This is a genomic window from Novosphingopyxis iocasae, assembly GCF_014334095.1.
GTDB classification, from domain to species: Bacteria; Pseudomonadota; Alphaproteobacteria; order Sphingomonadales; family Sphingomonadaceae; genus Novosphingopyxis; species Novosphingopyxis iocasae.
The window spans coordinates 2,307,788-2,327,306 of record NZ_CP060495.1 but is presented as its reverse complement, the minus strand read 5'-3'; the positions used below and the strand labels follow the sequence as shown (position 1 = coordinate 2,327,306).

Here is a 19,519-nt window from a genome sequence, read left to right as displayed (position 1 = left end):
TCCATCAGTCGTCAATCCTTATTTATGACCGCACCGCACGGATAGGACGTCAGGCTTAATAATCTAGCATCGAAGGAACGGCAGCTAATCGCGTTTCATGACCCGAACGAGCCCTTCTCCTTCCGGCCCAAATTCAGCTGTGACGAAGTGGTCCCGTATGTAAATCGATTTACCGCTGGGCTTCCGCTGCGAAGACATGGTCGAGATATGCTGCGAGCCGGACACCGCCCTGCATCAATCGCTGCTCGACGAAAGGCAGCTGCTGATATTGGTAATCGTAGCTGAGCGAAGATGTGCCACCGTCAGCCGGTATGGCCGGATAAGCCTGCTTCCGCACCGCGATACTCTCCGTGATCCAGACGAGCGGATCGGCCGTCCACCATTCGATGATGTTTTGCGGCGTCATGGCGCGCTCCAGCCGGGCGGTGTATTCGGTGTAGCTAAGGTTCTGCCTTTCGATCAGCGAGGTATCCCAGACGCTGTGCAGGTTCGTTCGGTCACCGAAGAAGGTGACGCGCACATTGTTTCCGCCCCGGTCGGTGCCGTCGCCGACATGCATCGGCTGGTGAAGATCACCGACCAGGTGCACCACGAAGGCCAGCGCAATGCGCTTTTCGGCTTGTGAGGCTGCAGAATCGCGCAGGACCACGGTGAAACGCTCCAACGCGCTATAGGCGTTACCCTCGGGCGGTGCGCCGCCGTCAGCGTAGCTTTCGCCGTCGGGGATGGTGACGTAGTGCCACGGCGTTGCTTCCTTCTGCCAGAAGGGCGCCGGGTTGGAGCGCTCTTCGTCCGCGAAGGTTGACAGCGTAGCTAGATCCTCGTCTCCGATAATCTGCTCGATCGCAGCCCGGGATCGGCCATCGATATTGTCCTGCGCAATCTGACCGATGATTCGATGGCCGTTCTGACCCCATGCAAGGGCAGCAGATGGCGTGGACATGACGAGGGCGGCGACAACGAGGGGAAGTTTCATTCGCCCTCAATATAGCCGCTCCCATCTCGTGTCATGTGCCAGAAGGTTACAAAGCCCCCGCAGGTACAACCGCGATGGTGCTTTCAGTCACCTCGGCAACCTCCATCGGAGTTGCCGCTGCCGGTGCCTCCCCCCAAGGCGAGTATCGCCAAAAGTGAAGGCTAGCATGTAAGCGGAGTCTCTTCAGTACGTTGTCGGCCTAAAGTAATTTGCGTTGAGCGATCGTTCGCATCGGAGCATAATTGAGAGCGAGGGGGAGCAAATTAAATGGGCAAGCCGATCCTTTTATCGAAGCGGCAGATACGCGATCGTGCGGTCGGCCATTTAGCCGACCGACGCTTGCGCAACGACGCCTTCCCGGACGTCACATTCGGCGATCACTCCTGGGATATCCTGCTCATTCTCATTCTTTTCATCGCCGAACTCGATGAGCGCGCAATGATCATCGCCGATCTATATCGGGAGAGCTCCGCGCTTGAAACCACGCTTCTGCGGCACATCTCCGCACTGGAAGCGAAGGGCATGGTCGGCAAGCGACGCGACAAGGCCGATGCGCGGTTTAGGTACATCCGTCTCACCGACAAAGGCAGCGCGGCAATGGACCGCTGGGTGCATGCTGAGTTCGACGACTAGTGTCGATGATCGGCGGATGCTCTCCGCCGTCACGCACGACTACCTTCCTTTCGTATCAGCTGAGGATCTTCCGGCCGCCATCGGCAAGTTCCAGCTCGGGAAAGTGGTCGACGAACCGCTGCGCCGTAACCGGATCGCGAAAATAGAACGCCGTGGCATCCGATCCGATCGCAGTGGTACTGTGGACCGCGCAGTCGTTCTCTCCGACCTCATTTCGCAGCCAGATCAGGATCTGATCGAACGCCTGTCCGAAGCCACGCGCGGGCGTCCTGATCTTCACCCGCACCGGAAAAAGGGCGTCGTCTCGCTTCGCTGTTGGCATGGTGCGCCGGGCCACGTTCGCGTCTCCTTGATTCGTAGCGGCATATAGAACGAAGCAGGAACATGATCGAGGGTGTTGGCAAGCTGATCGATAGCGATCATGCTGCGCGGCATGTGCAACCTGTACCGAATGACCGCCACCGTCGCCGAGATTGCGAAGCTGTTCGGCCCCTTCGACGGCGATCGTACGAATCTGCCGAGCTTCGAGACGATCTATCCCAATCGTGACGCGCCAATCTTGCGCAACGTCGACGGGAAGCTGACGCTCGAGACGATGACGTGGGGTGTCCCACCCCCGACGAAGGGCAGCCGACCGGTGACGAACGTGCGCAATCTCAAAAGCCCATTCTGGCGCTCGATGCTGAACACCCCTGGGAGGCGATGCCTCGTCCCGGTTACGTCATTTTGCGAATGGGAAGGCGAGAAGGGCTCCAAGCGGAAGGTGTGGTTCGGTAGGACTGACACGCCGCTGTTCTCGTTCGCGGGAATCTGGCGCCCTACCGACGAAGGGCCGCGGATGGCGTTCCTTACGACCGAAGCGAACGAGACGGTCGGAGCAGTGCATCCGAAAGCAATGCCCGTGCTGCTGAAGCAGGAGGATCACGAGACCTGGCTGATCGCCGACTATGAAGAGGCGACCGCACTGGCTCGGCCGTTTGACGACGCTCTGGTGGAGGTAGTTCAGGGGGAGGACGTCGCTTAATCTTTGCTCTAGCCGAACTTATCACGCGTGGTCATTGTTCAACAAAGCTTGAGCTACCTGAGCCAGATGCAAAATGTTCTGCCTATGCTGAACCTGTCAAAAGAGATTGTAGCTAACGCGTTCCAAGGCATTTACTAGGTACTCTAGCCACCTTGAGGCATCTAAGTAACTTTCGTCAAGAGAAGGGGAATTGAAGGGCGCTTTACTAGTTTTCCTCGCGACAATAATACTTATGAGTGACTGTCAGTTCGGTATAGTGCTGTGTTAGAGATTTAAAAATTTCTTGTTGCCAAACTTCGAGCGATAGAAAACCATAATTCTGGACCGCACGTTCTGGACCGCACGTTCTGGACCGCACGTTCTGGACCGCACGTTCTGGACCGCACGTTCTGGACCGCACGTTCTGGACCGCACGTTCTGGACCGCACGTTCTGGACCGCACGTTCTGGACCGCACGTTCTGGACCGCACGTTCTGGACCGCACGTTCTGGACCGCACGTTCTGGACCGCACGTTCTGGACCGCACGTTCTGGACCGCACGTTCTGGACCGCACGTTCTGGACCGCACGTTCTGGACCGCACGTTCTGGACCGCACGTTCTGGACCGCACGTTCTGGACCGCACGTTCTGGACCGCACGTTCTGGACCGCACGTTCTGGACCGCACGTTCTGGACCGCACGTTCTGGACCGCACGTTCTGGACCGCACGTTCTGGACCGCACGTTCTGGACCGCACGTTCTGGACCGCACGTTCTGGACCGCACGTTCTGGACCGCACGTTCTGGACTGCAAGATTATTTGTCCCTCGCCAGGACACTATTTCGTTATACTTGGCAAAGCGGTGCTGATAACCTATTTACTGCGCGTATGGCACTTAGCACTAAATCTTTCGACGACGCAGCTAACTATGTGATGGATCTATTCCACCGCTACGGCTACGACCGCTGCACGATCAGTCTAATTGTGACGGAAACGCCTTTGTGCCGGTCATCCTTTTATTCTCACTTCAAGGATAAGTCCGACGCTTTCAGAACGGCTGGAATTCGATTTGCTATCAAGCTGATGTCCAACACAGTTCGTCAATTTCCGAATTAAATCTCAGAATTTGCGCAGATAGAGAAAGTATATGAAGGGGCTATCGATCTCTTTCTTCAGAATGACCCTCCTGGCTGTTTGATATTTAGCCGGGTGGGGCCTTCGTCAGATTCGGTAGCGATTAATCATCTGAAAGACTTGAAGGCGCTCGTTTCATTTTTTTTGAAAGAGGGCCTAGAAGAGGTCGCGCCAGCCCCTCTCTGTGAATCTGCGGCCAAGCTCATGATTCTGCACTTCGGCGCGCTGGCGTGTTGGGCAGAAGACGGGCAAGACCGATCGTTCTTGTTGCAACAAGCCGCGAGATTCGCTGATGATGTCGGTGCAATCATTGGCTTGTCGCGCGGAAAGCCCGTGCTTGATTCCCGCAAACTTGCCGAAAAACTGATCTATCAGCCAAAACCTTACATTCGTACTAGAGATCTGAGTTAGAGGCCGATTTATACGGTATATGGCTATCAATATATCGTGATCCCGCCCGAGGAATCAGGCGGTCAGCCCCGCACCGAGTTTCGGCCTCCGAGTATCATCTAATTCACGACCAAGCCGCGGGAAGAAGCAGCGCGTCGTTTCCCGCGGCTTGATCCATCATCATATGGCGCCGTCTCGATCCGCAAACGCCAGCTGCATCAGGTGTTCGCTGAGTGCCCGCCCGCCGTCGGTTGCGGCCATCTCGCCCCACGCGTCCCAGCGGTCGACCCGCTCGTGCAGCCACAGGTAGAACCGGTCGCGTGCGTGATCGTAGGGGAATGTCATCGACCAGATCGTACGGCGCAGCGGGATGGCTGGACCAAAGCCCTCGCCGACCAGCACGATGGCTGGCAGATCGGCGATGGTCTTGCGTGCGAACCGGCAGACGAGCTGGTCGGCGAACGCCTCCTGCTCGGCAAGCAGCTCTTTCAGGCGGGTACGGGTGTTGCCGCGGTCCAGACCACGCCGTGCGTACACCCAGCGCAGACCGATCGGGATCGGGGCATGCTCCGGTGACCGGGTGGAGGCCAGCATGAGCAGCACCGCCTGGCCTTCGGCGGTCAGCGGCCCGTGCGGGCGGCCCCGCCTCTCATAGACGATCAGCCGCTGCGTGATCAGCCATTGGCCATAATGCCGGCCGACGTTCCAATCGTTGTCGAACAGGTCGTGGACATATTCCTCGATCCCCAAGGTCCGGCGGTCAATGACCGCCAGCATGGTGAGGAGGAACTCCAGCGCCTCTTCCTGCTCCGGTGCGCTCAGCGGCGCCATACCGAGGCGATAGAGCCAGAAGTAATCGCGCACCGAGCGCCAACGCTCGCCTGCCTCGTCCACGATGCGCTCATCGCCCTGGTTGTCGTGCATCAGCCAGTAGCCCCAGGGCAGGTTGGGGTTGCGGACCCGTTCGTAATCCGGTGCTTCGTCGAACATGCTCATCACTCGGTCCCTCCGATCGGAGGAATGCTCTGCTGAAGGTGAGCCGGGATCGGCACCTCCACGCCGGTCTCGATGCGATGCAGCTGCGCGGCCAGCTTGATGCATTCGCGGTACACATAGGCCTGGTCGCGATAGACCTTGCCGTCGTGGATCCGCTGCCCCTCGGGGACGCGCTCGTTCGGCACGAAGTCGTAAGCCTGGTTCGTATCGAACCCGAACCACCATAGGTCGCCGTCATGTGCGAACCGGTCCGGCATGTCGGTATGGGGCCGCTTCAGCGGCTCTACATGGCATACTGAGATCGCTTCGGGCATCGTCTGGTTGCAGGCTTCTGCGTAGTTCAGACCGCCATGCGAGACCACACGCAGCTCGGATGGAATGGCATCATGATTATAGCCATAAAGCGGATGACCGGGCTCTACGGCAGCATAGCCGCTCAGCGTTCCATTCATCTGGCGCAGGATGATGCAGGGTGTTCCGGTGCGCTCGTCGATCCAGGCGATCTTGTCGGCCTCGTCTTCCCATGGTCCCTCACCATGCGGATGCCGGGCGGGGATCTTGAACAGCTGCGTTGCCGCAATGGCAGTGTTCGCGATGGCGTAGCTGTCAAGGCCGACGCTCGTGGCGAGCGCATGGGATGGTGTTTTGTTCTTCGGCATTGGGTATATCCTTTAGGCATAAAAATAGCCGCATCCGTCTGCATGACGGGCGGCTGGTGGTTGCTCGGTCTGGCGAGCGATTGGGTGTGCGCGTGATGGTTTACCGGACGCGCTCCGGCATGCTGTGGTGGCTACATCGGCATTTCCTCCTTCTTGTTGTAGTTGATCGTCAGCGCAGCGATCAGTTGAGCGCGGCTTCAGCCAGCGATACCGTTTGGCCTCGCACCTTCGTCGCCTGTCCGGAAGCCCAGGGCACGAGATCGCGGTTCACGAACTTGCTGTACGGGATCGTCTCGGATGCAGCTTCAGCCACGGCCGTCACGCTTCTGGTGCGGTCGCAGCTGATCAGTTCGCGAGCAGCAAGGTGCCGCATCGCGATGATCGTGGTGGTCAGCACGTCGGCTGACACCTGTTCGCGTACCTTGCCCCATTCGCCTTGCTCCGCCAGCAGGCCGATCTGCTTCGACGGGATCGGCTTGCAAGGGATCGAGCTGGCTGCGGCATATTCTGACAGATGAACCGGTGTCGCCTGAACGCAGACATCCCGGCACAGATCGAGCCGCTGGGGTGCGTGCGGAGAGCTGGGCCTAAGCTGCATGGGCAGAACCAGGTCAAGAACCGCAGCCCGGTGCCGCAGGACCGCCAGATCGCGCGCTTCTCCGCCCCAGGTGACAAGGATCGATGCCGGGCTTCGATGCAGCGCCTCGAACAGGTTTTCGAGCAGATCCCGTTCGCTCACGGTCTCCAGCGATAGAACCGTGGGGCCAGTGATCTCCGGTACGTCGCTCGTGGCCGAGAACCGGGCCGTCAGCCAGCACGCCGCGGCCACCTGGTGGAACGGCCAGCGGATGTCATCGCAGGCCGTGGTGCCTTCACAGATCTTGTAGCCCGCATGGGCATCGCGGTCCCAGAGAAACTCCAGGTCGAGCACGAAGATCGAGCTGGTCTTGGGCTCGGCCTTTTCGCCATTCTGGCCTTCGAACTGGCGGGCTTCCTTCTCCAACATTTGCTCGAGCATATTGAGGGCGTTGGTCATGTAAAATCTCCTAGAAAGCACAAAGCCCGCTCGGGGCGGGCCATGTGCTGCATTTGTTGATGGGTTTTCGGGCAATCAGCGATGGCGTTCGCTGGCTGTTACGGTGCGTGTTGCAAGAGCTGGCAGGCCGTTGCGGAAAGCCCAGGCTTCTTCGAACGGCACATCGGCTTCGGGCAGCTCTTTTTGCCAGAACCTCCTGGCGGGGTTCCAGCTGTAGCCGCGCGCTTTCAGCACATCTTTCTTGTCATACGGAGCGCCTCGCGCTTCGATCATGACGCTCAGCCTGTCGGACGCTTCGATCAGCCGCGCGAGATGCGTTCGCACGCGATCGCCGTTCGGATCGGTCTGGCGCTGCTGCAGAAGCCAGAACAGCGACCATACATCGTCGCCTGCCCGATGCGCTTTGCTGAACGATCCCGCCTGCATCAGCAGGTGCTGCTGCGCACGCCCATCGAAGCCCAAGGCCAGCCAGTCGATCTCGCTGCCGGAGCAGGCCCAGGGCTTGCCCGCAATCTGCGGATAGCGGCGTTCGATAAACACAGCATCGAACGGCGCGTTGTGCGCCACGATGAGGTCGGCCCGTGCGAGCATTTTCCATGCAAACTCGTCGTCGATCATTTGGCCCAGAAGATCCTCGTCCTCCAGCCCCGTGATCATGCTGATCCGATGGTTAAGAACGGCCTTCGGATCCTGCAGCCAGCTGATCGGTCCGAGATGCCCCAGCACGCTCCCATTATCGCCGACGAACAGCAGCATAATCGCGAGCTCGATGATGCTGTCCTCGTCAGCATCGAGACCCGTCGTCTCGGTATCAACGATCGCGATACAGCGGCCGTCCGGAGGCGCGCCGTCCTCCGGCATATTGGTAAAGCGATCAGGGACCGCGCGCAGCACGCGGTAGCGCTCATTGCGCTCCAGCTGCCTGGCCAGCTGCTCGCTGGCCTCGTTTGAATAATCTTCGTTCATGGATTGCCTTTCGGTTCGTGTTCGAACCGGCGAGGCAGGAGCCGAGCATCCAAGCTCTTTTCCTTTCACCTTGCCGGTTCGCTTCCGGCAATTTCTTCACTCCTGAATCTACTGATAAAGCGGCCGCTGGGCGGCTCGCTTTTCCTTCTCGAGAAGAAGGTTTGGCGAACTAGCGAGCGCTCCCAGGTTGGTTGCCGGGGCACATTAGATCTCCAATCCGCCTATGCTTAATCCAGGTCGGCCTCTCAGCACCAACGAGCGCACTTGTAGCGGTTCTGCCGGCATTCTCGGCGGAGTCCATGGAACTCGAGAATCGACATCAATGCCCCGTTTCCTGAGCTGCTCGATCCTTGTTGGCAGTCGCTTGTCATTCCTGATCTGCCAGTCGACCCGGTGAATCAATTCCAGAAGCTTGTTGGTTCCAGCGTAGCGTTCGGCGACCTCCTTGGTTTTTTCGCTGACATTAACCTCTTTCAGAAGGTCGCTATCGAACTCTTCAAGCGCCCATGTCCTCGCGTGAATGCGCGCGTCGGACTCGTACAAGTCCCATGCTTTTTCAAAATGGATATACTGCGCACGGAGAGGTTGCTGACAGCTCGAAGATTTGACGTCGTCATAGGTTAATCCCCAACGCTCGATATTCTGGGTCACTGGCAAAACGACGTTCCGATCATCCATTTCGAGTTCGCAGCGATATTCGCCCATACGCCAAACGAAGCGTTCGATGCGGTAACTAAGAGGGAAACTCGTTGGACGCTTTTGCTCAGCGGTAGCCGTCGCCTTCGATGTCGCGACTTTTCGTTTTGGTACTGGAGCGCGCGTCCTCATCGGAGGGGCGGCTGAAGCGGCACGATTTGCAGTTTTGGCTTGTTTGACCGTAGAGCGTTGCGGACTTTCTACGCTATCGATTTTGACGAAACCGGGCGCATTGTGTCCGCTGAGCGGCTTATCCTCAGATATAGCGAGAGGAGATTGATCAGGGAGCGCCTCGACCGCTGACCTTTGTCTATCCTTCCTGTTTGCGTTTTCGATTCTCGAGGAAAAATTCGCGCGCGAGACTGGCCTGTCATGAGACTTCGGCGCGTCTTCGCCGAAGCGTTTGATATTTTCTGGCTGCAGTCTGGGCGCAACAAGGTTTTCGGGCGGAGATTGCTTGCCCAGTGACTGCTCAATAGCCCTTGAATTGGCCTCGCATTGATCTGCCTCTGCTCGCCATTGCAAAAGCAGTGCTTTTTCTTCGGATAGGTAATTGTCGAGGCGCTGAAGATACGCCGACGCTTCTTCAACCAGTGCTTCTGCCTGATTATGCGCCCTCAGATTGGCCGTTTCTTCCTTCGCCTCGTATGCTCGCTGCAGCTTTTCATTACGTTGACGAACCATGAAAGCTCGGGAAGCAGCTCGATAGATTTCTTGTTCAAGGAGAAATATTTGCTTCCTGAGGAGAGCAGACTGAGCGAGTTCGCTGCGGAGGGTCTCAACGCTAACGCTATCTTTGCTGGGTGCGTTCTTCATGCGCGCAGCGCATCCATCGATCCGACCCTCAGCCTGATACATCAGCTGCAGGTGAAGCGCCTCGGCTTCGGCCTGCACGGCCTGCCATTGCTTCTCTTCATTTGCGACGCCGGTCTTGGTTGCCTGTCCTTGCGTTTCTGCGGCGTTCGTTCGAGTGCCGAGATGTTCCTGCGGAACCGCCACGATACCCATGTCCGCAAAAGTACCGGCGTCGACGCTACGCTGAATTCCCGCGCGATCGAGGTGGCCATTAGTGATCTCTGCCAGGCGCACGCGCAGTTTCTTCGGCCAGGTCTGCGTTCGGCTGACTTCGGCGACTTTTTTCTGTCGCAGCGGAGATACGTTACGGTTGCTACGGCCAGGTACAGGCAGCGTAACGGCAAAATCCCACATGCCAGGGCTTAACTGCGCGGTGTCGTAGCCTTTTTCTGCCAAGCCTTCGATGTCGCTACGTTCTATCTTTCGGCACGGTCGATCATAATAGGCAATGTGTGCATGCCAGTTTGCATCATGGTTATGATGGTCCGGCGCATGCATCACCGCCACGAATGGAATTTTGCGGCTTTCCATTTCGCCACAGAATTCGCGGAGAAGCTCGAAGTTTTGCTGCGGCGACAGTTCCTCTGGAAGTTCGAACTCAATGCGATACTGAACCCGGCCGCCCCGGCCATCGGCAAATGTTGCTAAGGGCGGTGATTTTTCATCGGTCCTCGCCCCATGTCTAGGTTCGGACCAGCCTTCTTGTTTGCGCAAGAAGGCACGCACGGTCTTGCCGTTTCCGATCTTGAAAGCCTTCCCGTCATTGGCGGTAGGCCCGTCGAGCTTGGTGCGTAGCTCTGTAGGGCAGGCTGGACTGATAGCAACTTTCTGCCAGAACTCTGGATTTTGACAGGGATGTACCGTCATCATATCCGGGCCTGGCCTGCGTTCGTGAGCTTCGACCAGAGACCAGAAATGTGCTCGCTCATCGTCATCCGGATCGATGTTGGTAATGAGTGCTCGCTGACCGTCAGGTTGCATTGCCAAGGCAGAGGGGCGGGCGAGATATTCGTCTTGAGCCGCGGTTACGCATCGCGCCTTATCATCTTCGCTATCAAGGAGATTAACGTCCTTCGAACGATCCTTGCTCTCGAGATCGGCCACAGCGCATTCACGTTCTATATATCGACTGTGTCCCCTCGCTGCCCCTGGCAGGTTGCGCACATTATCGCGCCGGACCTCAAACAGGACCTTGGCAATGCCTTTGTGAGCGAAATGAAATGATGTGGCTCCCGACGATGACATCAGGCGTCGACGCCGCGTCGCCGGAATATTGAACTGAGGCGTCCGTGCCGGCTTCTTTCCAAGGGTATCGAAAAGCAACGGGCGAGACTTTCTCCCATGTGAAATGGACGAGCCATCGACCTCGGTCAAAATACCTTCGCGGATCAAATTGAACTTGATACGGGCCGCTTCATATTCGGCCTGGATTTCCATCTGGCGATTGGTAGGCATCTTCATCTCCTACCGCGAATATAGCGCCGATTGCTATGGCCCTCAAAGTAGAAAGTTAAAGGAATTGGGTTAGGTCAAAGTCCATCCTAAATATACTGCTGGCGAACAAGGAGCTATCAGTGCGTGAACTATGCGTGAGCATTGTTCGTACGATGTCGATCTTCTGATACCAAAAATTAATCTAATTCAAAAGCAAGCTAATGTGGCCACGCCACATTAGCGGTATTGCGCCTAAAAACATTGTTAGAACAGTTAAATAGGTAAATGCATACATTAGACTGGATTGTGTCTACCCATTGTCAAAGCTACCGGATGAATATTTATGGGACACTCTTCGGTAACGTAAGCGCTAGTAGGTGAACACGATGCGCCCAGTGGTTGAACACCGGGCGCATGGTGACATCTCCTGTTTGCAGACTGTTCATGCTTTGTCGGAGCGCTGCGCCAACGCTGCTGCAGCTTTCAGGAGACCGGCCTCATCCCAGCCAAATCGATCGATATGATCTAGGATAACGCTCTTGGATTGAATTTTGCGAAGGGCTTTGTCGGTGCAGCGCTCGAGCGTGTTTACTCCGAAGCGCAGTTTCGGTTGAGCTGGGATTTTGGCGAGCATGGGAACTGCATCAGCAAACAGGTTGTACTTACTGGCAGCGTCGGCGAAGTCGTGCATCCACTGACCGATATAATTGCTAGCAAGGACGCGGTTCGGATGAGGATTGCTGACAAGGTCGAAGAACGACCTGCGACCATTTTCATTCAGATGCTGAATAAAACCAGGCTGGAGGTATCCGAGATCGATAACCGACTTGCTTGGATCGAGCGGATCGAACGCACCCGATCCGTCGCTATTCGATCGGATGTAGATCTTTTCCGTTCCTGGAAGATGGGGCTCCAGATCCTGCAGCGTCGCCGCGGCCCGTGGCTTGTTCGGCGTATAGGGCAGAAGCACAACGGTCCTGTAACCTACCGCTTCGAGCATAGAAGCGAGCTCGGGAAGGAGCTCCGTTATCTCGCGCTCTGATGCCCACATATTCGCGCCGCAATCGAGAACAATTTGCTTACCCTCATAAGCGGAAGCGATCGTGGACGCGATGCTCCTTCTGCTCCCCCACGTTATCCCGTCAGTGCGACTATCGAGATGTATCGCTGTGCTGTTGCCTGGATCTGCATCCATCGTAGCCACGTCGTAGCCCATCATCAGAAACAGGCTTTTGCACAGGTCTGCGATCAGGGATTTGGCCTGCCCGCCGGCGTTGGTGGTCACGATGATGAAAATCAGCGATTTGATAAAGCTGTCCATCTCTAGTTCCACCGTGACGAATGTTCGTTGTCGGTAAATTTGGACGGGCCAGAGGAATGCTCGGTAGCATTGCCAGCGTCTGTAGCGCGCTTGGAGTCCCTGATCGCTTCGATCTCGCTTTCCAGTGCCTTCAGGGCGTAGCGGAAGCTGCTCAGCCCCGCGCCAACTTCGACTCCGTCCGAACGGAGGGTGCGATAAATCGCCGAGATGGATGCCCCTTCATCGATAGCGTCCACGATATCTGCAAGCTGCGCTTGAACTGCTTTACGTACGTGCTTGCGGGGGCCTGTGTCGTCAGTAGCTCTTTTCGAAAAACTCATCGTCTTCGTCCTTGTCCTTGTGCCGCACTTGGAAGTGCGAATGAGGCGAGATTGCCTGCAGAAGTGTTTTAGGACGGAAAAAGAAGAGGCCCAAATGAACCGGCGAGAAAAAATGGTATAAAAACCGGGAAGTGCCGTTCCGTGGCGCTGAACACAGCGCAAATCCTCGACATTTCCCAACTGGGAAATGTACAAAAAAACTTCCATTTCCAAAATAAACTAGAGGCTGAGGCAGCCAAACGTTGGTATTATGACCAAGCAAAGAGTGAGCATAGTGTAGGCACTAAACGCACAGGCTTAACCTTCGGACCTGACTTCGCTAGGCGATGGTCTCAGTTATCCACCGTTAGGCCCCTAGCATGCCTCACAGTGTCAGCAGTTGAAACAGTTGCGTCACAGATGTCTTATGGTGGCTTTTCACTTAGCGGGGTACGAACGTTGGGCTCGAGAGTTCGACACTCAGTTCAGGGATGCCAGACTTCGGTGGGACGACCTTTTTGATGATTTGGTTGATCGCAAAGCTTTTTCGAGATTTGTTCCAATATCCTTTTGTTAGCGGCTTTTGAACGACGGGGGAGCGGGTCCCTACCGGAGGACCGATATCTCTTTTGCGAAGCCCTTCCCAAAGGAATGCTGGTGATTATGCGGCGATGGTCTATTTTACCCTGCGGAGTATGCCAAATATGAAAATGCTTGGCATATGTCGGATCGATACCCTTGACCAAGTAAGCTGCGACACCCGCGGGGCTATCAACCTTCAATAGATGAATATTCGAAGGGCTAAAGCTCCCAAAACTCTTCCTGAACTGAGACCGGAGGTGAAATGCGAACTTCTCCTGATGCTCGGTTGGCCACCGAATAAACCAATGTACGTGGTAAGGTCCCCAAGATCGTGTGAAGCGCTGCGATTTGATCATTGGATTCTCAAAAACCGCAATCGAATCGAACGGTCCCTTCGCCTTGCCGTTCTTCACTAACGTGTTCCAGCGAGCACGAGCGTTTCCCCAAAAATGCTTACGGAATATCTCGTATGGCGTTTTACCAGAAACTGGTTGCTTCTGTAGGTCGACCGTAACCATTAGATTCAGGAAGCGTCGTTGCGCTCTAGCGTATCGCTCTGCATGCAGAACAGCCCGTGCGCTTTCTGGACGAATGTGGTTGCCTTTTGGCTGTCTTCCGACGAACGGTTGCTGAGCGCCTGCGTGCATAGAGGGGCGTATAGCCGTTGCGCTTGAATATAACGTTAATTCAATCGCTTGCGCAATAACCCGCACCACTGCGCCCCCGTTATACATTTCCCTTCGGGAAGGTTGATGGAGTTTCTGTCGACCTCAACGCTTTAACGCCTGGAATGTTTGGACGTAGGTGCGCAAATGCGCACCTGGTTGCGCAAATGCGCACTTACGTCTGTTGTAAGAACATTCGGGACATCTCGCGGCGTAGATTAACTGCTCGCCGCCAGTTCGGCTGTAGCCGTCTGAGCTATTTAATGGCGTGGAAAGGCACGACGCTCGACCACAAAAAACTGCTTTGCCGGCAAGCAGAGTATGGGTCGATAGGAGACCGTCCGCTTAAGTCCACCTGAGCGCGAAGACCTGTCATTCCGGCAATCAATTTGTCGGATCAGGAATGTTCTTCGAATGATGTCGTGAGCCGGCGGCGGCGGCCTCCCAATTCACTTCGCCGCGACTGCTGTCTGCGCACTGCAGCAGCCTTTGGCGGCCTGGCAAACTTGGTCTCGGTATTTTGTAGTTCGGGATCACAACCTAGAGTGGCGAGATCTTTGAAATCTGATTTGATCAGCGCCACTTCTGACGCAACCAAACCATAAAGTCCGAAAACAACCTTATCTATCTCGTCGATGATGGATTGCCTTTCGCAGGTGTCGACGACGGCTGGTGCGTCATGGCCGCAGGCATCCTTCAACCACCTTGCGAAGCTCAGGTGACCATCATCTATCTTTACAAGCGAAGCGGCGAGGCGAATGAGCCGCTTCGCTTCGGGCACGCTGGGGTCGAGCCTTGGAAACGGAATGGCATAGAGGTGAAAGAAATTGAGCGTTGTAGAAATCCGTCGCCGAACCAGCCAATTCACGGTGAGGCTATTGGCAATTGCCACCCAAAGGAGATGAAAGCGCGGATCGTTCACGGGCTCGAACCGACAAGTGGGAACCTTGTTGCCGCTCGCAACCCCGCCCGGAAGGACAGCAGCCAGCACAGTGCGCCGGTTCGCGTGGCCGGTTATATCGCAGAAGGCCGCTCTCGGGCTAAGGAACTGTTCGAGCTTGGGGTCGGTGGATCTGACCGGAAGAAGATAATGAGGGCGGATCCGCTTGGCTCCCATCAGAAGACGGCGCCATTGTGCCCTTCGTCCAGCGCCGCCGATATATTCCTTGGCTGCGTAATCGAACTGGTCAACCATCCGGCCTTCAAACAACGGTAGATACAAAAAACCTGAGCTTTGTGTTTGCGGCTTCTGTTCAATGAATTGAGCGCTGGCGTTCGTCATGTCCACCTCGCGATTAAAGCGGATATTCCACTGACCCGGGGACCCGAGCGGCTCAAAGACGCCGTATAGGCGTTTCAGCAGGTCGAATTCCCGCTGATCGCGGACCTCCGGTATTAGCAGATCATCGCCCGCTACGGCGCGCAACTCATCCAATCCAATGTGCACTGGCTCGCCGCGTTTTTGACCGTCGACGAATAGCATGTTGTCGATGCCGCCCACCCCATCCTTCCGGAACACGAAGGAAACGAAGCGGAACATGGAGTGTATTGGGAAGTGTCGCCGGCGATTGGTTCTCTCCGTAAAAAAGGTAAAGTGACCGCAACCGAAATACTTTCTCCGAAGAGATGCCGTGCCCTCCGTATTCCTAAACGAAGCCGGGATAATGAGCGCGACCGTGCCGCCTTCGCGGGTTAGCTGCAGACTCCTGGCCATGAAATATTTGTATAGGTCCGCGTCGCCGCGCCCGGAAATTTCATCGTTGCCAGCGAAGCGGCATTTTAGCCTCTCCGCATAGGCCTTTACCGCCGACGAGTGATCCTCCCATTCGGTCGTGGCGTGCCGGCGTAAATTTCCTTCAGGAAGGGTCTGAACATACCGGCGCAGCTGCGCACCTTGCAACTGACTGGCTGCGCCTACGGAGGCCGTAAGAAAGCGCTTATACTCGGCCTTGATCTTACCCCAAGGCGGATTGCCAATCACTAGGTCAAAGCCCGGTCGATCTCGGCCAAGGATCCCCGGGAAAGTCCTCGCCCAATCGAGTTCTTCTTGGTGAGTTCCGTCAAAATTCGTCCCCGAATCCGAAGAGCTTCCGGCGGGACCGGCGATGGAGTCGCCATGGATAAAATGTCGGCGAAGCATGCCGACCACATCCGCTTCCGCACCGCCAGCGAGCCAGAGGGAAAGCCTGGCAACGTCGACGGCCAAGGCGTCGCGGTCGACCCCGTAAAGGGAGGTGAGGGCGATCTTTCTCCCGTTCGCCTGGTCACCGGGCTCTAGCAACTCAGCCCTAGCGGCGATTCTCTGTGCAGCCTCGATCAGAAATCGTCCACCGCCCATCGCGGGATCCAGCACCGCGAGACCGGAGAGGGACTCAATCGAATGAAAGCCATCGAGCGCGGGCGTCAGAGCCTGGTCGCATAACTCCTCGACGAGGGCCGCCGGAGTATAGAAAACACCCCGGGTATTGCGATCGCGCGTTGCGCGCGAGCCGCTTTGCACGTCCGCATTAGGGATATCGCCGTATAGGCTCTCGAAAGCGTCACCGAACGAGGCCGGCTCTAAGACAGACTCTGCCAGCAATGCGCCGACCTTGGCGCTGAGCTCCTCCTCAAGCAGTTTCCCGGAGGCAATCGCCGCCGCCTCCGGGATGAGTCGACAAAGCGCCGCGCCATCTATCGCCACGACTTGGCTCAAGCCGCGGCTGATGGTTATTCTTGCGGATTTATCGCACATTGCCTTCGCCAGCGCGTAGAACGAGCGAGTGACGCAAAGCCGGAAAAGCTCTGACATTTCTCCGGGTGCGCCGGGCTTTTCTCCAACGGCGAGCCTGAAGTGCTCGACAGCCAGCCAGCGCCAGATCGATCCAAGATCGCAGACCTCACGCGACATTCACGGGGGCTCCATCATATTCGTTTACGAGCGTAAGGAGATGCAGACACTGTTGCGCCAGCGCCAGATCCACAGAATTCAGGTCCGCACTAGTCCGAAGATCGGAAATGGGAATTCCGGCCGCCACGACGAAAGCATCCTCCTTGCCAACTTTCATTCGCCAGGTGGGCGGGGGACCGGCAAGGTCGACGGACGAAGGGTATATGAGGAGAGCCACTCGGCACCCCTGGGCCGCCATAGACGCGAACATCTGATACACGTCGGCGTTGGATGGCCGTCTGGCATCGCCCGTTTCGGCATCGGCGAAACGCTTATATTTGGCATCTACGATGATGGTCGGACGGCCTCCTACATCCACCACATTGTCCGGTGTTGTGAAATAGGCCTTGCGCCCCGGCGTCTCCGGCTGCGCGAATAAAGTCCTTGCCTGACTTCGTGCGGAGGCTTCCAATGATAAGGGCAACAATTTGACCGCCTGCCGCAAGCTACTCTCCACAAATTTCTCGAACAGCTTCTCCATCCCGACGACATAGCCGAAAGCGGTGCTCGCCGCTGGACCGATTCCCCAGTCTCGCCCTTGAAGAACCGCCGAAGCTATCTCCAGCGCTTCTGCGTAGCCAACGAACTGCAGCGGAGGCCGGTCCGGCCAGCGGACCGGCGGTGGGAGCCCCTGCGGCAAGGGGGGGAGCTCGTCCCTTGATCGCTGAAGCGCGGCGCGGACATCCCGGTTTGTTACGAGCCTCAATAGGATGTCCGCCGCGGCGTGGAGTACGCGGTTGTAGGGATTGTCCGCATCCAGCTCGCTTGTCCAAGAGACGATCGTGCCGGGAGAGCAAAGGGCCGCCGTCACCGTCCGGGAAATGTCGATTCGTCCCTTCGCGACGGGTGCCCGATACATAATGTCCCGGTATGTCTCGATGGGTCCGTCGAGCAGGCCCGCGTCCAGCGCTGTCGAGAAGGCTTGGGCGACGTGATCGACGAAGCTTAGCCGGTCGCGATCGGTTCCTCGAAGCTCCTGCAGGTCGAACTTGGCGCCATGAGCGCGAGCCAGCAACATCATGACGTTGTCGTGCCAGCTCCTGTCGTCTCCGAACTTTGGAAGGATCTCGACCCGCACTCCGAAAAGGCGGAGCGAACCGACAATTCCAGTGATTTGAAGGACCAGCGTGCTGCCCTCGTAGACCAGGCTGAGCGGCCCGGCGCGCAGATTGAGAGCATTCTTCAGTTTCTGACTCTTGCTGGCAGCCTCCGCCATTGCAGTCGACTGCGAAACTCCGGCAGGCAGGATGTCGAACAGCCTGACCCGCTGCCCCTCGCGAAGGATTACGTCAGTCAATTTGCGATCACGGAGCTGAATTCGAGGCCGGCGCGCCGGTCGGCGCATTCGGCGCCGCCGAGGTCAGCCGCTCCAAAAAGGCCAACGTCTGCTCCGGTGAGAGCAGCTTGCGGTTGACGAATGGCCGAGCGCCTGCGCTTTCGTAGTTGGACGGGGGGTCCGAAAGGCGGATCGGTCCGTCTTCCCCGATCAGGGCCGCGAGCTGCTCGACGCGTCCGTGGAAGACGTCTTCTAGATGCGGCTGAAGCTTCTCTTCCCAGATTCCGACCAAGACCGAGCGAGCGTCAGCTTGGTTGGTCGCCTTGAGCAAGTCGGCGAGATACCACTGCCCAAGCCGATAGTCCGGCCCACGAAAGGCCGAGATGCCCTCGTTGAGATGAGAAAGCAGGTCTGTGGCGAGGGTCCGGAGCCTAACTACCTCCGCTACGTCCTCTGCGCTGCCCGTCGGAGGCCGCCGTGCGAATTCTGCCTGGAGCGCCTCCAAGTCAGGATCGAGGTTCACGATCCGGAACCGACGTCGAAGGGCCGCATCGAGGGGGGCGACGGAACGGTCCACCGAGTTCATGCTGGCCAACAGGTAAATGTTAGCGGGCAGAACAAATCGCTTTAGGACGGGCAGGTCTTGTCCATCGACACTGACCACGGTGTCGGCATCGACATAGGGAAGACTGATTGGAACAGTCGTCTCTGTCTCATTTCCATCGCCGCCCAGGCGCTTGTCCGGTTCCAGCAGCGTAATGAACTCGCCGAAGATGCGCGACACGTTGCCGCGATTGATCTCGTCGATCAGAAGGACGGCGGGCCGGCCGGTCGCGCGCGCCACTTCGGCAAGCTCGAGCAAAATCCCCGGAAATGCCTTGAGACTCAGCGCCTGCACCGAGGACGGATCGGGTCTCAGGCCGATGATGAAGTCCTCGTAACCGTAGGTCTGATGGAAAGTTACCCAGCGCACGATAGGGTCCAGCGCCGCACCACCTCCTTTGAGCGGTTGGGCTTCATCGGCGGTGTCTATCTGCACCGGATCACGCCCGAACGCCTTTGCGGTTTCCCACATCAAGTGACTCTTGCCCGTCCCCGGCGGCCCGTAAAGGAGGACGTTGTGACTGGCGAGAAGCTTGTCCGAGATGCGGACAGCCTCTTCCGCGTGCTGAGTGACAGCCATGAACTCAACCCCCATATTCTTCTGAGAACGTAATGCCTTCCGGATTTGCTCTGGTAGGGCAGCCACAGCCGCCGCATCCAACCACCGCGCGTGAAAACGTCCGAGCACATCCCGAGCAATAATCACAAAGTTTTCGGTCGACCGGTTTGGACTGCTGCGGCTTAGGCGCCAGAGCGGATAGGCCGTGTCAGGCCGCTGCGATGGGATGTTCCAGTCTTTTCGCTGTGATCGCGGCCCCATAAAACGTACGCGAAGCTCCGCCTGGGGAACCGGACTTGCCCCATCGAAGGCCGCAATAGGTACTTTTAAATCGTACCCGCCCAAATTGGTTGGGTTGAGCTGGGGGACCCCATCGAAAAAAGTCGCCACATCATCGTCGCGTCCGAGGCGAATATCATATTGCCCCGCCGACACCCCGTCTAAACTATCATAGTTAGCCTGTTGAAGACGTCGCCAAAGAATAGCATCGATAGCTACAAGGGCCAT

The 19,519-nt window shown here is 57.2% G+C and carries 16 protein-coding genes; 3 read left to right on the top strand and 13 right to left on the bottom strand.

Annotation, left to right across the window (positions count from 1 at the left end; translation table 11 throughout):
* Positions 1-169 precede the first annotated feature (169 nt).
* Complete coding sequence (locus H7X45_RS11095; RefSeq protein WP_187334931.1) at positions 170-976, bottom strand: S1/P1 nuclease; 807 nt, start codon at positions 974-976, stop codon at positions 170-172.
* Positions 977-1,243: 267 nt separating this feature from the next.
* Between H7X45_RS11095 and H7X45_RS11090 the strand changes: the two genes are divergently transcribed.
* The gene (locus H7X45_RS11090; RefSeq protein WP_187334930.1) at positions 1,244-1,609 is read left to right on the top strand and encodes a MarR family winged helix-turn-helix transcriptional regulator; all 366 of its coding nucleotides are present in this window, start codon (positions 1,244-1,246) and stop codon (positions 1,607-1,609) included.
* 55 nt (positions 1,610-1,664) lie between these two features.
* Here the strand turns inward: H7X45_RS11090 and H7X45_RS11085 are convergent, their stop codons facing one another.
* Entirely contained in the window at positions 1,665-1,946 is a 282-nt protein-coding gene (locus H7X45_RS11085) for a hypothetical protein (RefSeq protein WP_187334929.1), read from the bottom strand.
* An 84-nt stretch (positions 1,947-2,030) separates the two neighbouring features.
* Here H7X45_RS11085 and H7X45_RS11080 point away from each other — a divergent pair, with 84 nt between their 5' ends.
* Together H7X45_RS11080 and H7X45_RS11070 are read left to right on the top strand one after the other, a co-directional pair.
* Positions 2,031-2,633: an SOS response-associated peptidase gene (locus H7X45_RS11080; RefSeq protein ID WP_246449442.1), complete on the top strand. Its 603-nt coding sequence runs from the start codon at positions 2,031-2,033 to the stop codon at positions 2,631-2,633.
* 1,233 nt (positions 2,634-3,866) lie between these two features.
* Positions 3,867-4,157: a hypothetical protein gene (locus tag H7X45_RS11070; RefSeq protein WP_187334927.1), complete on the top strand. Its 291-nt coding sequence runs from the start codon at positions 3,867-3,869 to the stop codon at positions 4,155-4,157.
* Between the two features lie 159 nt (positions 4,158-4,316).
* On the opposite strand, the gene H7X45_RS11065 is transcribed toward H7X45_RS11070, so the two are convergent.
* The 11 genes from H7X45_RS11065 to H7X45_RS11015 all read right to left on the bottom strand — a co-directional run bounded on the left by H7X45_RS11065 (position 4,317) and on the right by H7X45_RS11015 (position 19,519).
* Positions 4,317-5,132: a hypothetical protein gene (locus H7X45_RS11065; protein ID WP_187334926.1), complete on the bottom strand. Its 816-nt coding sequence runs from the start codon at positions 5,130-5,132 to the stop codon at positions 4,317-4,319.
* Complete coding sequence (locus tag H7X45_RS11060; protein ID WP_187334925.1) at positions 5,132-5,791, bottom strand: hypothetical protein; 660 nt, start codon at positions 5,789-5,791, stop codon at positions 5,132-5,134. The genes H7X45_RS11065 and H7X45_RS11060 overlap by 1 nt, the downstream gene beginning before the upstream one ends.
* A 181-nt stretch (positions 5,792-5,972) precedes the next feature.
* Entirely contained in the window at positions 5,973-6,827 is an 855-nt protein-coding gene (locus tag H7X45_RS11055; protein ID WP_187334924.1) for a hypothetical protein, read from the bottom strand.
* Between the two features lie 75 nt (positions 6,828-6,902).
* A complete protein-coding gene (locus H7X45_RS11050; RefSeq protein ID WP_187334923.1) occupies positions 6,903-7,793 on the bottom strand; it encodes a 3'-5' exonuclease in 891 nt (296 codons plus the stop codon).
* 204 nt (positions 7,794-7,997) lie between these two features.
* Complete coding sequence (locus H7X45_RS11045; RefSeq protein ID WP_187334922.1) at positions 7,998-10,799, bottom strand: MobA/MobL family protein; 2,802 nt, start codon at positions 10,797-10,799, stop codon at positions 7,998-8,000.
* Between the two features lie 197 nt (positions 10,800-10,996).
* Positions 10,997-11,065, bottom strand: coding sequence for a hypothetical protein (locus tag H7X45_RS15350; RefSeq protein ID WP_425498193.1), 69 nt, complete (start codon positions 11,063-11,065; stop codon positions 10,997-10,999).
* 155 nt (positions 11,066-11,220) lie between these two features.
* A complete protein-coding gene (locus H7X45_RS11035; RefSeq protein WP_187334921.1) occupies positions 11,221-12,099 on the bottom strand; it encodes a hypothetical protein in 879 nt (292 codons plus the stop codon).
* Positions 12,100-12,101: 2 nt separating this feature from the next.
* A complete protein-coding gene (locus H7X45_RS11030) occupies positions 12,102-12,419 on the bottom strand; it encodes a hypothetical protein (protein WP_187334920.1) in 318 nt (105 codons plus the stop codon).
* Between the two features lie 1,623 nt (positions 12,420-14,042).
* Complete coding sequence (locus tag H7X45_RS11025; RefSeq protein WP_187334919.1) at positions 14,043-16,535, bottom strand: Eco57I restriction-modification methylase domain-containing protein; 2,493 nt, start codon at positions 16,533-16,535, stop codon at positions 14,043-14,045.
* Positions 16,525-17,871, bottom strand: a complete 1,347-nt coding sequence (locus H7X45_RS11020) for an McrC family protein (protein ID WP_187334918.1) — start codon at positions 17,869-17,871, stop codon at positions 16,525-16,527. The genes H7X45_RS11025 and H7X45_RS11020 overlap by 11 nt, the downstream gene beginning before the upstream one ends.
* A gap of 7 nt (positions 17,872-17,878) precedes the next feature.
* On the bottom strand, positions 17,879-19,519 hold the full coding sequence (locus H7X45_RS11015) for an McrB family protein (RefSeq protein WP_187334917.1): 1,641 nt from the start codon (positions 19,517-19,519) through the stop codon (positions 17,879-17,881).

Excerpts from the sequence above, each read along its gene's own strand:
- H7X45_RS11090 (WP_187334930.1), top strand. The coding sequence starts at position 1,244 with ATGGGCAAGCCGATCCTTTTATCGAAGCGGCAGATACGCGATCGTGCG.
- H7X45_RS11035 (WP_187334921.1), bottom strand. The coding sequence starts at position 12,099 with ATGGACAGCTTTATCAAATCGCTGATTTTCATCATCGTGACCACCAAC.
- H7X45_RS11080 (WP_246449442.1), top strand. The coding sequence starts at position 2,031 with ATGCTGCGCGGCATGTGCAACCTGTACCGAATGACCGCCACCGTCGCC.
- H7X45_RS11045 (WP_187334922.1), bottom strand. The coding sequence starts at position 10,799 with ATGCCTACCAATCGCCAGATGGAAATCCAGGCCGAATATGAAGCGGCC.
- H7X45_RS11050 (WP_187334923.1), bottom strand. The coding sequence starts at position 7,793 with ATGAACGAAGATTATTCAAACGAGGCCAGCGAGCAGCTGGCCAGGCAG.
- H7X45_RS11055 (WP_187334924.1), bottom strand. The coding sequence starts at position 6,827 with ATGACCAACGCCCTCAATATGCTCGAGCAAATGTTGGAGAAGGAAGCC.
- H7X45_RS11095 (WP_187334931.1), bottom strand. The coding sequence starts at position 976 with ATGAAACTTCCCCTCGTTGTCGCCGCCCTCGTCATGTCCACGCCATCT.
- H7X45_RS11030 (WP_187334920.1), bottom strand. The coding sequence starts at position 12,419 with ATGAGTTTTTCGAAAAGAGCTACTGACGACACAGGCCCCCGCAAGCAC.
- H7X45_RS11015 (WP_187334917.1), bottom strand. The coding sequence starts at position 19,519 with ATGGCCCTTGTAGCTATCGATGCTATTCTTTGGCGACGTCTTCAACAG.
- H7X45_RS11025 (WP_187334919.1), bottom strand. The coding sequence starts at position 16,535 with ATGTCGCGTGAGGTCTGCGATCTTGGATCGATCTGGCGCTGGCTGGCT.
- H7X45_RS11060 (WP_187334925.1), bottom strand. The coding sequence starts at position 5,791 with ATGCCGAAGAACAAAACACCATCCCATGCGCTCGCCACGAGCGTCGGC.
- H7X45_RS11065 (WP_187334926.1), bottom strand. The coding sequence starts at position 5,132 with ATGAGCATGTTCGACGAAGCACCGGATTACGAACGGGTCCGCAACCCC.